Source organism: Aestuariimicrobium sp. G57 (assembly GCF_050110855.1).
Classification (GTDB): domain Bacteria; phylum Actinomycetota; class Actinomycetes; order Propionibacteriales; family Propionibacteriaceae; genus Aestuariimicrobium.
This window is the reverse complement of record NZ_JBNINW010000008.1, coordinates 14,693-29,073: the sequence shown is the minus strand read 5'-3', so window position 1 is coordinate 29,073 and position 14,381 is coordinate 14,693. Positions and strand designations below refer to the sequence as shown.

Below are 14,381 nucleotides of genomic sequence, written 5' to 3'. Positions count from 1 at the left end.
CCGGCTCAGACCGAGCACACCGCCCCGAGGTCCTCGTTCTGCGGCGCGGGCGTGGCGTCATTCGTGGGCTGCGACGTCGGCGTCGCCACCGGCGCCTTGCTCGCCGCCCTGCTCGCCGCCCTGCTCGGCGTCGCCGTAGCTGCGGTCTTCGGTGCCGCGGTCGTCGCCGGTGCCGTCGTCGGCTGCCCGGCGCCGTCGTCCAACGCCCGCGACTGCGCGATCGTCGTCTTCACCGTGTCACGAATGACCTCGAGCTTCGGGTTGCCCGGGTACAGCAGCGGCGGGGTGAACGAGATCGACTTCATCGGCAGCGCCCGCGTTTTCAGCGCCAGGGTGGCCAGTTTGTTGACATCCTTGGACGGCACATCGGTGAACGCCACATTGCCCCCGGCGGCCGCGATGTCGTTGAACTTGGTCAGCACGGTCACGGGGTCGAGCTGTTGCAGCATGGCATTGACCACGCACTTCTGGCGCAGCATGCGCTCATAGTCGCTGGCCCCCGTCCGGGAGCGCGCGAACCACAGCGCGTGGTAGCCGTCCAGCTTCTTGCCCTTGCCCGGCTCGATCCAGCCGGTGATCGGCGAGGTGCCGCCGCCGATGGGCACGCGCCTGCCGACGTCCATGGTGATGCCACCCACCGCGTCGATGACTGCCGTGAAGCCCTGCAGGTCGACCATGACCGTGTAGTTGATCGGCAGCCCCAGCAGTTCGGTGACCACCTCGCGCATTGCCTGCAACCCCGGGTCCTCGACACCCGGGTAGAGGTCCTTGTGCTGCTGCCCGAGTGTGTAGACCGCGTTCAGCATGCATGAGTGGTCGGGGCACTCGTACCCATCCGGGTACAGGTCGCGCAGCGGGCTGCCCTCGGGGAACCTCGCCCCCTCGAGGTTGCGGGGCAGGCTGAACATGACCGCACGGCCCGTGTCGGCCGCCACCGAGGCGACCATGATCGAGTCCGGACGAAGCCCCACCCGGTCAGCCCCCGAATCAGCCCCGAGCATCAGCACGTTGTAGCGGCCCGCATGCGGCTTGGAAATGCCACCCCCGCCCAGCACCTTGCCCAGCAGCTCACCCTGCGCATGGGCGGCCGAGCCCAGCCCGATGCCCGCCCAGGCCACGCAGACCGCCAGCCCGAGCGATGCCACGCCGAACCCCAGGCGACTGCGCTGCGGCATCCGCAAGGGCTGTGAGAGCCGCCACGCATCGAGCAGCAGCAGCGCCCAGCCGATCGCCAGCGCCACCAGCACCGGCTGCATCAACTTGTAGAAGACGCCGCTGGCAAGCACGGTCACCAACGCACCACGCGAGATGAGCCCGACGACCAGCGCCAGCACCACCAGCCCGATGACCACCCCCCAGGTGCGCAGCGCCACCCGGCCGACCGTCTTGTTGCCGGCCTGCAGCTGCGCCGAACCGGGCAGCAGCAGGGTCGCCAACAGCATGCCGACGCCGCGGCGGAACGCCACCTGCTCGGCGCGGTCGGCGGCAGGTTGGGCCGCCACCTCGGGGCGTGGACGACGCCGGCGCGCGTCGGCGACAGCTTGTGACGCGGCGGCTTTCAACGACTGGGACACAACGAATGGCCTTTCCGGCTGGGGAAGCACCTCACGGTCGGCGAGGCAGAAAGGACGTTGATCCAGTATGTGTGCCAACACGGCCAGGGCTGGGCACGGCACGCCGTGGCCGGCTTCAGTGGGCCGATCGACCCCCATGCATCCCGGGGCCGACCCTGATTGTCGGCCGCTGCTCTGGCCAACGGGGCTGGGCGTACGAAAGCGTCACACCATGAACCTCAGAGACCCACTGCTTGCACCAGCCCTGCGACCCGCCGACGGCCTCAGCGCCGACCACCCACGCAGCCTCGGCGCTGCCCGCACCCACCTCAGTTGGATCGCGTTCGTCGGCGTGCTGCTGATCGGGGCGCTCATCGGGGGTGCGATCAGCTTCACCCTGCCCGAGGGCCCGGCCCGCACCACGGTGCTGGCGCTCGGCCAGCTCGTCGGCTCGCTCGGCGGCTACGTCGCGATGCTGGCCGTCGAGCGGCGCCTGCCTGCCCCGTTCGAACTGCTGCCCCGGCGCGCGCTGCACGGCACCTGGGTGGGGCTGTTGGTCGGCACGGCGATGATGGTGGTCTGCACCGGGCTGCTCACGGTCTTCGGCCTGCGGGTCTTCGACGGCCCGAACCCCGAGATGGCCGGGCTGGCGCCGCTGGTGGTGCAAGTCGGCCTGGTCGCCGGCGTCTCTGAAGAGATCATCTTCCGCGGCGTGGTCTTCCGCCTGCTGGAACGCTGGTTGGGCACCTGGGGCTCGGTCGCCGCCAGCGGCGTGCTCTTCGGCGCCGTGCACCTGATCAACCCCGACGCCACCTTGTGCCATCGAGGCCGGGCTCATGTTCGGCATCGTCTATGCCGCCACCCGCAACCTGGCGCTGGTGATCGGCATCCACGCCGCGTGGAACACGCTGCAGGGCCCGATTTTTGGTTCGGTCGTCTCTGGCGCCACGGCGGACAGCCCGAGCGTCCTGCTCAGCCACCCGCACGGCCCCGTGCTGCTGTCCGGCGGCGGCTTCGGCATCGAGGCCAGCCTGGTCACTGTCGTGGTGATCACCTGCTTCACGATCGCGTGTGCCCGGTGGCTGCATCGCTCCGGACGCGTCATCGCCCCCGCGGCGCAGCGGCGCGCCCGGGCCCTGGTCCCCCGGCCCCACGTACCCTTGGACGCGTGAGCGACCCGAACGACGACAAGGCTGACCTCGACTGGCTCTACCGCCGCGAGCAGGCCACACCCCCGCCGGCCCACGAGCCGACGCAGGTGATGCCCGCGTTCATGGACGAGCCCAGGGCGGGCAACCAGCCGCCGTACCAGGGCGCCCCGCAGTACAAGGCCCCGCAGTACACCCCACCGCCAGCCGCTCCCCCAGCCGCACCGACCCCGCGCGGGCGTCGTCCACGTCGTCGTCGGGGGTTCCTGCTGGGACGCCTCATCCTGGGCCTGGTGCTCGCCTACATCGTGTTCATGGTGGCCACGCCGGTCTACCACTTCGGGGTGGCCAGCAAGATCGACGCCATGCCTGCTGGTGAGCGCCCGGCCGAGCAGCCCGGCAAGGTGGTGCTGCTGGTCGGCAGCGACTCCCGCGAAAACCTGACGCCCGAACAGCAGGCCAAGTACGGCACCGGCACCACCGAGGGTGCCCGCACCGACACGATCCTGATGCTGTTCATTCCCGAAACCGGCAAGCCGGCACTGATCAGCCTGCCGCGCGACTCCTACGTGCCGATCCCGGGGCACGGCCGCAACAAGCTCAATGCCGCGTATGCCTTCGGCGGGCCCAAGCTGCTGGTGCAGACCGTCGAGCAGGTCACCGGCGTGCGGGTCGACGAGTACCTGCAGGTCGGCATGGTCGGGTTCGCCGAGATGGTTGACGCCGTCGGCGGCATCGAGGTCTGCCTGGACAAGCCCATGAAGGACAAGGACTCCCACGCGGACTTCCCCGCCGGCTGCCAGCAGTTCGACGGCGTCGACGCATTGGCCTATGTGCGCATGCGCAAGGCCGACCCGACCGGCGACATCGGCCGCATGGCGCGCCAGCGAGAGGTCATCGGCAAAGTGGCCGACAAGGCACTGTCACCGCGCACCCTGTGGCCGCCGACGTGGTGGCAGATGAACTCGGTGGCCGGCCAGCTGCTGGTGCGCGACCAGGGCACGTCGATGCTCGACGTCGCCGACGCCGGCCGGGCATTCGTGACCGTCTCGGGCGGCGGGGGCTACCAGCTGATGGTGCCCATCGCCAACGCGAACGCCACCACCAGCGCGGGTTCGTCCATGCTCTGGGACACGGAGAAGGCACTGGAGCTGTTCACGATCGTGAAATCGGGCAACAGCGCCGGCATCGAGCAGTTCGTCAAATAGGACGAGGCCCTGGCTGGTTCACGGGTTGAACGCCCGCACCGCCTCGCCCTTGGCCAGGGCCACATCACGCAGCGAGGCCTGGAAGTCGAGCACCTTCTGGGTCAGCTCAGGGTCACCCGAGGCCAGCATGCGCACCGCCAGCAACCCGGCATTGCGGGCATTGCCGATCGAGACCGTGGCCACCGGCACCCCGGCAGGCATCTGCACGATCGACAGCAGCGAGTCCATGCCGTCGAGGTACTTCAGCGGCACCGGCACGCCGATCACCGGCAGCGGCGTCAGCGCGGCCAGCATGCCGGGCAGGTGTGCTGCCCCACCGGCGCCGGCGATGATCACCCGCAGCCCTCGGGTGTGGGCCTCGCGGCCGTAACGCACCATGTCCTCCGGCATGCGGTGGGCGCTGACGACGTCGGCCTCGTAGCCGATGCCGAACTCGGCCAGGGCGGCGGCGGCGGCCTCCATCACGGGCCAGTCGGAATCCGAGCCCATGACGATGCCGACGCGTTTCTGATTGTCCTCACGCATCGCGATCTCCCATCAAGTAGCCGGCTGCGTGCGCAGCCCGGCGGCGCACCACGTCGAGGTCGTCGCCATAGGCCGTCACATGGCCGACCTTACGGCCCGGCTTGACCTCTTTGCCGTACAGGTGCGCCCGCAGTTCGCGGTCGCGGGCAAAGCAGTGCAGCAGCGCCCCGGTCAGGTCGGCCTCGTCGCCGCCCAGCACATTGGCCATCACCGCGACCGGGGCCCGCAGCCCGGGTTCGCCCAGCGGCAGGTCGAGCACCGCACGAATGTGGTTCTCGAACTGGCTCGTGCCGGCCGCGTCGATGGTCCAGTGGCCCGTGTTGTGCGGACGCATCGCGAGCTCGTTGACGACCACCGCGCCGTCGGCGCGCTCCATCAGCTCCACGGCGAGCATGCCCACCACGCCCAGTTCGTGGGCGATGCGCAGCGCCAATTGCTGGGCGGCCACGGCAGCCTCGTCCGACAGCCCGGGAGCGGGCGTCAGCGTCTCGACGCAGATGCCACCGGTCTGCAGCGACTCAGAAATGGGGTACGCGGCGGCCTGGCCCGAGGGGCTGCGCACGACCAGCGCCGAGAGTTCGCGGGTGAACGGCACGAACTCCTCGGCCACGATCACGACCTGCTCACCGGCCGAGACCGCTTTCATGTTCTCGAACGGCTCATCGACCCCGTCGGGGCCGGCGATCTTCCAGACGCCCTTGCCGTCGTAGCCGCCGCGGCTGGTCTTGGCGATGATCGGCCAGCCGATTTCGTCCCCGAATGCCCGCAACTCGGCGGCGTCGGCGCAGACCCGCCAGGTCGGGTTGGGTGCCCCGATGGCTTCCATCCGGGCCCGCATGATCGCCTTGTCCTGGGCGTGGACGAGCGCATCCGGCCCGGGGCGTACGGCGATGCCGCGCTCTTCGAGGTGGTGCAGGATCGTGGTCGGCACGTGCTCGTGGTCGAACGTGATGACATCGCAGCCGGTGGCGAACGCCTCAACCGTGGCGGGGTCGGTGTAGTCGCCGACCGTGACGTCGGCGATGACCTGCGCGGCCGACACGTCCGGGCCCTCGGCCAGCAGGCGCACGGTGATGCCCAGACTGATGGCGGCCTGGTGCATCATGCGGGCCAGCTGGCCCCCGCCGATGATGCCGACGACGTAGCGACCATTTCGTCCGATGGGGGTGTCGTTCACGGACGAGAGACTACCGGCCCTGACCCGGCGTGGTGCAGCGACATCACGCCCGAGAGGTCCAACTCAGGTCCGGGGACTTCACATCAGTCTCGCCGCCCCCCTTGACTTGCGTCCTTCCGCTGCCTACTCTCGGCAGACCAGCCATCGCGGCATTCGCCCCATCGGAGTGACCATGATTCCTCGACGAGCGGTACTGGCAGCAACTTTCCTCCCCCTCACCGCGGCGAGCGCCTGCACGCCGTCCGAGAAGGAGTTCGAGGTGAGAAACGTCGCAGGGCAGCAACGCGATTGGACTGCCTACGTCGATGGCTACCAGGGAATGCAGGTGCGGCTCACTGTGACCGCGACGAATGACACGGTGACCCTGCGCGCGTACGCCCCACCAGACCCGGACCAGGGCAAGGACCAGGCCCCGGTCGGTACCCTGATCCACAGCCGGTTCACCCTGGCCGAGCCACTGGGCTCGCGGCGGTTTGTGCGGGCCGACGGATCGCCCATCGGCCTGCTTCCTTGACGCCGGCTCGGCCCCGACCGTGCCAGACTTGGCCCCATGGGATTTGACCCGAAGTTGCTCGGCGACGGCGAGCATGTGGTGCGGCACATGCGCACCCACCCGAAGGCCCTGATCTTCCCGGCCATGTGGCTCATTGTCATCGCCGCCGCGCTCGGCGTCGGGCTCGCCTTCATCCCGGCGTCCTGGAACCCCTGGGGCACGTGGGCGCTCATCGCGGTCGCCCTGGTCGCGCTGGTTGCCCTGGTGCTCGTGCCGTTCGCGCGCTGGAACACCACCACCTACACCATGACGAACCGGCGCATCATCACCCGCAAGGGCGTCTTCAACAAGGTCGGCCACGACCTGCCCCTGCGCCGTATCAACAACGTGAGCTACGAGCGCAGCCTGACCGACCGCATGCTGGGCTGCGGCTCGCTGGTCTTCACCACGGCCGCGGAGACGCCCGTGACCCTGCCTGATGTGCCCGATGTCGAGCGCGTGCACGTGCAGATGACCGAGTTGCTCTTCGGCGATCCGGAGGAACGCGAACTCGACCGGGACGAGTGACCCAGGTCACCTTCGACGACTCCCCTCCACCAGCAGTGGCGCGGTCCTACGCTTGAGTCACCGCGCGACGGCCCGCCGCCGGCAACCTGCTCAGTGAGGAGTTGTTCCATGTCGTACCGCGTTGGCTATTTCGTTGGCAGCCTGTCCAGCACCTCGATCAACCGCAAGCTCGCCGAAGCCCTGGTCAAGCTCGGCGCCGAGGGGGTCGAGTTCTTCGAGATCCCGATCAAGGACCTGCCGCTGTACTCCCCCGACCACGACGCCGACTACCCGGCCGAGGGCCGCGCGCTGAAGGACGCCGTCGCCTCGGCCCAGGCGATCCTGTTCGTCACCCCCGAGTACAACCGCTCGATCCCCGGCGCCCTCAAGAACGCCATCGACTGGGCCAGCCGCCCGTGGGGCCAGAACTCGTTTGACCACAAGCCGACCGCCATCATCGGCGCCTCGATCGGCGTGATCGGCACCGCCGTGGCCCAGCAGAGCCTGCGCGCCGTGATGGCCTTCTGCAATGCCCGCCTGATGACTGCGCCCGAGGCCTACATCCACTTCACCGACGACCTCATCGACGCTGATGGCAACGCCAACGACGCCAGCCGTGACTTCCTGGCGGCGTTCATGGCCGAGTTCGACGAGCACGCCCGCCGCGTGATGCAGGTGCTGCCGCCGAAGTAGTCCTGCCTGTTACTGCGACCCGGACGGACGCAGGTGGTACACGTCACCGGCCGAGAACGCCTGCAGCCCGTCCGGCGTACGCACCAGCAGTCGGCCCTGCTCGTCCACGCCTGTCGCGGTGCCGTGCACCGACTGGGTGGGGCTCAGTTCGACCCGCACCTGCTGGCCGATGGTGCCGCATTCGCGCTGGTAGGCCTCGACCAGGTGGCCCCGGCGCTGCCACAGCCCGTACAGCTCGGCCAGTTCGTCGAGCAGCGCGGCCACGATGCGGTTCTTGTCGGCATCAAAGCCGACACCGGCCAGAGAGGTGGCGGTGGGCACGGGCAGGTCGTCCGGGGCGAGGTCGATGTTGAGCCCGAGCCCGATGATGGCCGCAGGCCCGGTTGGCGTTTCGTGGCGCTCCAGCAGGATGCCGCACAGCTTGCCCGGCACGCCGGGCCCGGCCGCGTCGGTCACCAGCACGTCGTTCGGCCACTTCACCAGCACGCGATTGGCCAGTTCTGGCGTGGGTGCCGCCCGTCGGACGGCCCGGCTCACCGCCAGTCCGGTCAGCAGCGGCAGCCAGGTCCAGTCCTGCAACGGACGGCCGGGGCGCAGCAACGCAGAAATGGCCAGCGATGACCCCGGCGGCGCCGTCCAGGTGCGGTCGAGCCTGCCCCGGCCGCTGGTCTGGTGTTCAGCGATGAGGACGAGGCCCTCGTCCGCAGCGGTCGACGCGAGGGTGGCCACGTCGGCATTGGTCGAGCCCGTCTCGGGGGTGGTGCGGATGACGTGCCACACGTTGCGGCTGCCGGACAGCAGTGCAGTGATCGCGGCGGCATCGGCGGGTGGGGTGGCGGGCATGGGATCAGAGTAGTTGCCCGATGGCGATCACAGCGCCCGGCCAGTGTCGGCGTGCGGATTGGCGCCAGATCAACCCGGGTGCCGCGCCGGACTGAACCGAAACTCTCTCGATGTTGAGATATTTCTCACAAGCGTGCAGCAACTCTGTTCCATCGCTGCACATCAGCTCGTCCACGCTGCTGCCCCAAAGCTAAGGTCACGTCATGGACATCGACATCCACACCACCTCCGGCAAGCTTGCCGACCTGGGGCGCCGCATCGACGAAGCAGTCAATGCCGCCTCACCGGCCGCCGTCGAGAAGCAGCATGCCAAGGGCAAGATGACCGCGAGGGAGCGGGTGCTCGCCCTGCTGGACGAGGGATCGTTCGCTGAACTGGACCAGTTCTCTCGCCACCGTTCGACCGCCTTCGGCATGGACAAGAAGCGCCCCTACGGTGACGGCGTGGTCATCGGCATGGGTTCGGTGCACGGCCGCCCGGTCTGCGTGTTCAGCCAGGACGTCGCCATCTTCGGGGGCGCGCTGGGCCAGGTCTACGGCGAGAAGATCGTCAAGATCATCGACTTCGCCATCAAGACCGGCTGCCCGCTGATCGGCATCAACGAGGGCGGCGGTGCCCGCATCCAGGAAGGCGTGGTCTCGCTCGGCCTGTACGGCGAGATCTTCCGTCGCAACACCCACGCCTCGGGCGTGATCCCGCAGATCAGCCTGATCATGGGTGCGGCGGCCGGTGGGCATGTCTACTCCCCCGCACTGACCGACTTCATCGTCATGGTCGACCAGACCTCGCAGATGTTCATCACGGGCCCCGACGTCATCAAGACCGTCACCGGTGAAGACGTCACCCTCGAAGAACTGGGCGGCGGCCGCACCCACTCGACGAAGTCGGGCACTGCCAGTTACCTGGCCGCCGACGAGCGCGACGCCCTCGAATACGTGCGCGACCTGCTCAGCTACCTGCCGCAGAACAACCTCGAAGAGCCCCCGATCTATGAGGACGCCGAGGTCGACCTGACGATCACCGACCACGACCGCCAGCTCGACACGATCATTCCCGACTCGCCGAACCAGCCCTATGACATGCGCACGGTCATCGAGACGGTGCTGGACGATGACGAGTTCCTCGAGGTGCAGGAGCTCTACGCCGGCAACATCATCTGCGGATTCGGTCGCATCGAGGGCCGCCCGATCGGCGTGGTTGCGAACCAGCCGCAGGTCTTTGCCGGCTGCCTCGACATCAACGCGTCCGAGAAGGCCGCGCGGTTCATCCGCACCTGTGATGCCTTCAACATCCCCGTGCTGACGTTCGTCGACGTCCCCGGCTTCCTGCCCGGCACCGACCAGGAGTACAACGGCATCATCCGCCGCGGCGCCAAGCTGATCTATGCCTATGCCGAGGCCACCGTGCCTCTGGTCACCGTCATCACCCGCAAGGCCTACGGCGGCGCGTATGACGTCATGGGCTCCAAGCACCTTGGTGCCGATGTCAACCTGGCCTGGCCGACCGCCCAGATCGCCGTCATGGGTGCCGAGGGTGCGGTCAACATCCTCTACAAGCGCGAACTTGCCGAGATGGACGACCCGACCGCCCGCCGCGCCGAGCTTGTCCAGGAGTACAACGATGAACTCGCCAACCCCTACGTCGCCAGCGAACGCGGCTACATCGACCAGGTGATCTACCCACACGAGACCCGCGCCGAAATCATCCGCGTGCTGCGCCTGCTGCGCAACAAGCGCGAGACGCTGCCGCCCAAGAAGCACGGCAACATTCCGCTGTGATCGGGAAGGACATCATGGACGACACCGAGCAGACCACCCCGCCCGCGCAGAAGCCCATCGGCGTGGCCAAGGGCAACCCCACCGATGACGAGTTGGCGGCGGCGATCGCCGTGCTGAGCGTGGTCACGGCGCCGCTGCCGAACCCGCAGGCTGCCAAGGACCGTCCGGTGGCCGGGGGTTGGTCGTCCTACTGGCGCACGCTGCGCCGCGACCACCGCCCCGGGTTCGGGGCGTGGACAGCCCGCAACTGAGGCAGCAACGCTGCAGAACTGCTGTGGTGCCGGGTCGGTTTCGGCCCGGCACCACGGCGTTGTGTGCCAGATTGGGCTCAATCCATGTTCGTTCGCAGCCAAGGAGCACACCGATGAGCCTCGAATCCGAAATCCTCAGCCAGATCGACACCCAGCAGCTCGCGGCCCAGTTGGGCACCGACCCCGCCACGGCCGAGGCCGGTGCGGCCCAGGCCATCCGCGCGCTGGTCGGCGGCATGCACCAGAACGTGCAGGCGGGCGGTGGCGAAGCCTCGCTGGCCGGCGCACTCAGCGACCACGCCGCCTCGAACCTGTTCGAGGGCGGCCAGGTCAACCTGGACGACGTCGACACCCGGGACGGCGAGGCCATCGTGGGCCATGTGCTCGGCGACAACGCTGAAGCCGGCATCGCCCAATTCGGCGGCGCGCAGGCTGCCGGCATCGACCAGGGCATGATGGGCAAGCTGCTGAAGCTGCTGGCCCCGATCGTGCTGGCCTACATCGCCCAGCAGATCACCAAGAAGAAGGGCGATGTGCTCGACCAGGCCGGTGGCGGCCAGGGCGAGCAGGGTGGTGGCGGCATCCTGGGCCAGATCCTCGGCGGCATCCTGGGCGGCGGCATCCTCGGCGGTGGTCAGCCCGAGCAGCCCACCCAGACCCAGCAGCAGCCCCAGACCCAGCCCCAGACCGGTGGCGGCACCTTCAACACCCCCGGGACCGGCGACGGCGGCCTCACCATGGACCCCGGCGCGGGCTCCGAGCAGCAGCGATCCACGCAGCAGCAGCCCACGCAGCAGCAGGGCGGCGGCATCATCGGCGACATCCTGGGGGGCATCTTCGGCGGGCGCTGAACCGCAGTCCCGACGAGCGGCTAAGGTGCCCCTGTGCGCCTGATCCTCGCTTCCAAGTCACCGGCCCGCAAGGAGACCCTCCGGCGGGCCGGTCTGCGTCCCGAGATCATCGTCTCGGGCATCGATGAAGACGCGGTCACCGCCGACAAGCCCAGCGACCTGGCCCAGGTGCTCGCGCAATTGAAGGCCGAATCGGTGATGGAGCGGCTGGCCATCACCGCCCCGACGGCGCTCATCGCCTGCGACTCCGTGCTGGAGTTCAACGGCCAGGTGCACGGCAAGCCCGGCACTGCCGAGGCCGCCATCTCTCACTGGTACCGCATCCGCGGCCAGCGCGGTGTGCTGCACACCGGCCACTTCGTGGCCGTCTGGGACGAGGTGGGGGCACCACGCACCATGAACCGGCTCGCCTCGACTGTCGTGACCTTCGCCGACCTCACCGACGCCGAGATCGCCGCCTATGCCGCCACCGGCGAACCGCAGCGCGTCGCCGGCGGCTTCACCACCGACGGCTACGGCGGCGCCTTCGTCACCAGCATGCAGGGCGACCCCCACAACGTGGTCGGCATCTCGTTGCCGCTGGTGCGCCAGATGCTGCTCGACCTCGGGGTGCCATGGCAGACGCTGTGGGCAAAGGTCGCGCTCGACTGAACCTGCGGCGTTCGTGGACGAGCGCTGGCTGCTGAAGGGCCGCGCCGGGGCCTCGTCCAACGCCAGTGTTTGCCGCCCCATGGGAACCGTGCCCCACGACGGGAACTTTGCCGTGCGGCGCCGGGCGGCAAACTTCCCGCCAGCAGGCAAACCGGACGACGCTGCCGCGACCTCAGCCCTGCAACGCCGCCACCGCGGCCCGGATGCCCGACGGGTCGCCCAGCCGTTGCGGGTCGGGGCCGAACTGCTCCGCCGCCGCACGGGCCTGGACGACCTCAGCACCCGACAGCGCCGCGATGACGGCCACGCGCAGGTCGCCCGCCTCACTGACCAGTCGCTCGGCGAGTGCCTCGTCCACCCCCGCGGCCTGCACCACCAGTTTGACCATGCGCTTCTCGAGCTTGGCGTTGGTGGCGACCACGTTGACCATGAGGTTCTCGTACGTGCGCCCCAGCCGGATCATCGTGGCCGTCGAGAACGTGTTGAGCACCATCTTCTGGGCGGTGGCCGCCTTCATCCGCGTCGACCCGGTGACCACCTCGGGGCCGGTGTCGACGAGCACCGCCACGTCGGCGAACTCGGCGATCGGCGCGGCCGGGTTGTTGGCCACCAGCACCGTCGCCAACCCACGCGCACGGGCCGCCTCGAGCGCGCCGCGCACGAACGGCGTGCGCCCGCTGGCGGCGATACCGACGAACAGGTCGTGGTCCCCAGCGTCGTCGACCAGCGCGGCACCGGCGTCGACGTCGTCTTCGGCACCCTCGGCAGCACGCATCATCGCGTCGAGCCCACCGGCCAGGTGCGCCACCACGGTCTCATCGCCGGCGCGGTAGGTCGGGTAGAGCTCGACGGCGTCGAGCACACCGAGGCGCCCCGACGTGCCGGCCCCCACATAGTGGATGCGCCCGCCCGCCGACAGCGCCGCCACCGCCAGGTCAACCGCCGCAGCGATGTGCGCCGTCTGTGCCGCCACCGCGGCGGCCACGCCGGCATCGGCGGCCACGACCAGTTCGACGATGCCCTCGCTCGGCAGGGTGTCGATGGCCATCGTGTCGGGGTTGCGCTGTTCGGTGCTCCAGGTGAGCTGCTCAGTCATGCCTGCCATCCTTGCCTCGATTCTGCAGTGCTGCGGCGGCGGCGCGCAGGTTCGGCAGCCCCAACCCGTGCGTGCAGACCACATGGCGGGCCGCGGGCGCCGCATGGGCCATGCCGGTGTGCAGCACCACGGCGTCCGGACGCAGCGCGAGCAGCGACTCGAGCCCCGCCGACTCGTGCCCGTCGACCAACGGCTGCCGGGTGACCACCACCACCGTGTCATCGGCGGGCACCTCGCGCACGTGCGAGGCGGTGATCGGGGTGAACCGCGGCGTCCCGGCGGCGTCGGCGGCCTCGTTGAGGGTGTCGAGCACCACTGAGCCCAGGTCGCCGGCGGCCCAGTTCGTCGATCGTCGCAGGTCGACCAGCCAGCCCCGGTTGCGGACGAGGACGTCGCCGGTGACGGCCAGGGCCGCAACGGCGACGCGGTCACCCAGGTCGCGGATCGCACCGAGGTCGGCCGGGGCATCGGCACGCCACCCCGGCCGCGCCGTGATCGTCCGCACGCATGCCCTGGTGCGCCCGGCCGATGCCCGCAGCCGTTCGACCGACAACCGGCCCGACAGCAACGCCGCACCGATGGCAGCGTAGGCCTCGGCGAACTGGTCTTCGCCATCACGGTTCTGGGGCGCGTCGAGGCACAGCAGGTCGGCGCCGGCCTCCAGGGCACGCACGCAGCCCTCGCCCATGCCCGCCCTGTGGTCGGCGTCGCCGGCGGCGATCGCAGCCATGCCCAGCGCATCGGTGATCACGGGGCCGTCGAAACCGGTGCTGCGCAGCAGGTCATAGGCCCAGGCCGACAGCGTCGCCGGGTGCGGCCCGTGGGCGGGCACCACGATGTGGGCCGTCATCACCGCATCGACCGCATCGGCGACCGCCGCGAAGGGAGCGACGTCGCGGTCGGCCAGCACCGCCTGCGCGACGTCGATGACCGGCAACCCCACATGCGAGTCGACGGCAGTGTCACCGTGCCCCGGGAAGTGCTTGGCGCAGCCGCCGACACCGGCCTGGTGCAGCCCGTCGATGAAGGCCCGGCCGTGGCGGGCGACCAGGTCGGGCGTGGCACCGAACGCCCGCACCGAGATCACCGGGTTGTGCTTGTTCGAGGCGACATCGAGCACCGGAGCGATCGTCAGGTGCACCCCCGCGGCCCGCACCAGCGACCCGATGGCGGCACCGACGCTGCGGGTCACCGCGGCATCGTCGAGCGCCCCGAGCGCCTCGTTGCCGGGCAGCCACGAGCCGGTGGCGGCCTGCAACCTGCTGACGTCGCCACCCTCTTCGTCGGTCGTGATGCAAAGGTCAGGGTTGAGCGCCGACAACTCGTCGCACAGTGCCCGCGTCGTGACGATGTCGGGGGTGTTCATCGCGAACAGGCACACCCCGCCGAGCCCGTCACGCACGTGGGCTGCGAGCCAGGCGGGCACGCTCGTGCCGGCGAATCCGGGCATCAGCACACCCAGGGCCGCCGCGCGCTGGTCATCGGTGAGGTCGGGCAACGCTGCCGCAGGTTTCATGCTGCCGACACTAGCGAAATCACCTGCCGCCACCAGACCCGCGGTCGGGTTG

15 protein-coding genes and 1 pseudogene are annotated in these 14,381 nt (G+C 69.6%); 10 read left to right on the top strand and 6 right to left on the bottom strand.

Translation table 11 applies throughout. The annotated features are described in order from the left end of the window. Positions 1-5: 5 nt before the first annotated feature. Complete coding sequence (locus ACQCX5_RS14115) at positions 6-1,574, bottom strand: LCP family protein (RefSeq protein WP_434542680.1); 1,569 nt, start codon at positions 1,572-1,574, stop codon at positions 6-8. Positions 1,575-1,641: 67 nt separating this feature from the next. On the opposite strand from ACQCX5_RS14115, the pseudogene ACQCX5_RS14110 reads away from it, so the two are divergent. The 3 genes and pseudogenes from ACQCX5_RS14110 to ACQCX5_RS14100 form a co-directional block, all read left to right on the top strand. Beyond that, positions 1,642-2,295: pseudogene (locus ACQCX5_RS14110) on the top strand (hypothetical protein); the annotation flags it as partial. Positions 2,296-2,389: 94 nt separating this feature from the next. Beyond that, positions 2,390-2,725 carry a hypothetical protein gene (locus ACQCX5_RS14105; RefSeq protein WP_434542747.1) on the top strand — a complete coding sequence of 112 codons (336 nt, stop codon included), beginning with the start codon at positions 2,390-2,392 and terminating at the stop codon, positions 2,723-2,725. After that, entirely contained in the window at positions 2,722-3,909 is a 1,188-nt protein-coding gene (locus ACQCX5_RS14100; protein WP_434542746.1) for an LCP family protein, read from the top strand. The genes ACQCX5_RS14105 and ACQCX5_RS14100 overlap by 4 nt, the downstream gene beginning before the upstream one ends. An 18-nt stretch (positions 3,910-3,927) precedes the next feature. Here ACQCX5_RS14100 and purE read toward each other — a convergent pair whose 3' ends face one another. Both purE and ACQCX5_RS14090 read right to left on the bottom strand, forming a co-directional pair. Continuing rightward, positions 3,928-4,434 carry a 5-(carboxyamino)imidazole ribonucleotide mutase gene (purE, locus tag ACQCX5_RS14095; RefSeq protein ID WP_434542679.1) on the bottom strand — a complete coding sequence of 169 codons (507 nt, stop codon included), beginning with the start codon at positions 4,432-4,434 and terminating at the stop codon, positions 3,928-3,930. Then, positions 4,427-5,611, bottom strand: coding sequence for a 5-(carboxyamino)imidazole ribonucleotide synthase (locus ACQCX5_RS14090; RefSeq protein ID WP_434542678.1), 1,185 nt, complete (start codon positions 5,609-5,611; stop codon positions 4,427-4,429). Before ACQCX5_RS14090 ends, purE begins: the two co-directional genes overlap by 8 nt. A 259-nt stretch (positions 5,612-5,870) precedes the next feature. On the opposite strand from ACQCX5_RS14090, the gene ACQCX5_RS14085 reads away from it, so the two are divergent. From ACQCX5_RS14085 to ACQCX5_RS14075, 3 genes are all read left to right on the top strand, one after another. Then, positions 5,871-6,125: a hypothetical protein gene (locus ACQCX5_RS14085; protein WP_434542677.1), complete on the top strand. Its 255-nt coding sequence runs from the start codon at positions 5,871-5,873 to the stop codon at positions 6,123-6,125. A 36-nt stretch (positions 6,126-6,161) separates the two neighbouring features. Next, on the top strand, positions 6,162-6,671 hold the full coding sequence (locus ACQCX5_RS14080; protein ID WP_434542676.1) for a PH domain-containing protein: 510 nt from the start codon (positions 6,162-6,164) through the stop codon (positions 6,669-6,671). A 108-nt stretch (positions 6,672-6,779) separates the two neighbouring features. Continuing rightward, the gene (locus ACQCX5_RS14075; protein ID WP_434542675.1) at positions 6,780-7,343 is read left to right on the top strand and encodes an NADPH-dependent FMN reductase; all 564 of its coding nucleotides are present in this window, start codon (positions 6,780-6,782) and stop codon (positions 7,341-7,343) included. Positions 7,344-7,352: 9 nt separating this feature from the next. Here ACQCX5_RS14075 and ACQCX5_RS14070 read toward each other — a convergent pair whose 3' ends face one another. Further along, a complete protein-coding gene (locus ACQCX5_RS14070; RefSeq protein WP_434542674.1) occupies positions 7,353-8,186 on the bottom strand; it encodes a biotin--[acetyl-CoA-carboxylase] ligase in 834 nt (277 codons plus the stop codon). Positions 8,187-8,389: 203 nt separating this feature from the next. On the opposite strand from ACQCX5_RS14070, the gene ACQCX5_RS14065 reads away from it, so the two are divergent. From ACQCX5_RS14065 to ACQCX5_RS14050, 4 genes are all read left to right on the top strand, one after another. Next, on the top strand, positions 8,390-9,964 hold the full coding sequence (locus ACQCX5_RS14065) for an acyl-CoA carboxylase subunit beta (RefSeq protein WP_434542673.1): 1,575 nt from the start codon (positions 8,390-8,392) through the stop codon (positions 9,962-9,964). Further along, positions 9,961-10,215, top strand: a complete 255-nt coding sequence (locus tag ACQCX5_RS14060) for an acyl-CoA carboxylase subunit epsilon (RefSeq protein WP_434542672.1) — start codon at positions 9,961-9,963, stop codon at positions 10,213-10,215. The genes ACQCX5_RS14065 and ACQCX5_RS14060 overlap by 4 nt, the downstream gene beginning before the upstream one ends. 113 nt (positions 10,216-10,328) lie before the next feature. Further along, the gene (locus ACQCX5_RS14055; protein ID WP_434542671.1) at positions 10,329-11,066 is read left to right on the top strand and encodes a DUF937 domain-containing protein; all 738 of its coding nucleotides are present in this window, start codon (positions 10,329-10,331) and stop codon (positions 11,064-11,066) included. Between the two features lie 33 nt (positions 11,067-11,099). Then, positions 11,100-11,717: a Maf family protein gene (locus tag ACQCX5_RS14050; protein WP_434542670.1), complete on the top strand. Its 618-nt coding sequence runs from the start codon at positions 11,100-11,102 to the stop codon at positions 11,715-11,717. 172 nt (positions 11,718-11,889) lie between these two features. Here the strand turns inward: ACQCX5_RS14050 and ACQCX5_RS14045 are convergent, their stop codons facing one another. Together ACQCX5_RS14045 and ACQCX5_RS14040 are read right to left on the bottom strand one after the other, a co-directional pair. Next, positions 11,890-12,813, bottom strand: coding sequence for an N-acetylmuramic acid 6-phosphate etherase (locus ACQCX5_RS14045; RefSeq protein WP_434542669.1), 924 nt, complete (start codon positions 12,811-12,813; stop codon positions 11,890-11,892). Then, positions 12,806-14,329 carry a glycoside hydrolase family 3 N-terminal domain-containing protein gene (locus ACQCX5_RS14040; RefSeq protein WP_434542668.1) on the bottom strand — a complete coding sequence of 508 codons (1,524 nt, stop codon included), beginning with the start codon at positions 14,327-14,329 and terminating at the stop codon, positions 12,806-12,808. Before ACQCX5_RS14040 ends, ACQCX5_RS14045 begins: the two co-directional genes overlap by 8 nt. Positions 14,330-14,381: the final 52 nt, after the last annotated feature.

Coding starts and splice junctions, on each gene's coding strand:
- ACQCX5_RS14105 (WP_434542747.1), top strand. CDS start 2,390: ATGTTCGGCATCGTCTATGCCGCCACCCGCAACCTGGCGCTGGTGATC.
- purE (WP_434542679.1), bottom strand. CDS start 4,434: ATGCGTGAGGACAATCAGAAACGCGTCGGCATCGTCATGGGCTCGGAT.
- ACQCX5_RS14080 (WP_434542676.1), top strand. CDS start 6,162: ATGGGATTTGACCCGAAGTTGCTCGGCGACGGCGAGCATGTGGTGCGG.
- ACQCX5_RS14075 (WP_434542675.1), top strand. CDS start 6,780: ATGTCGTACCGCGTTGGCTATTTCGTTGGCAGCCTGTCCAGCACCTCG.
- ACQCX5_RS14070 (WP_434542674.1), bottom strand. CDS start 8,186: ATGCCCGCCACCCCACCCGCCGATGCCGCCGCGATCACTGCACTGCTG.
- ACQCX5_RS14065 (WP_434542673.1), top strand. CDS start 8,390: ATGGACATCGACATCCACACCACCTCCGGCAAGCTTGCCGACCTGGGG.
- ACQCX5_RS14055 (WP_434542671.1), top strand. CDS start 10,329: ATGAGCCTCGAATCCGAAATCCTCAGCCAGATCGACACCCAGCAGCTC.
- ACQCX5_RS14045 (WP_434542669.1), bottom strand. CDS start 12,813: ATGACTGAGCAGCTCACCTGGAGCACCGAACAGCGCAACCCCGACACG.
- ACQCX5_RS14040 (WP_434542668.1), bottom strand. CDS start 14,329: ATGAAACCTGCGGCAGCGTTGCCCGACCTCACCGATGACCAGCGCGCG.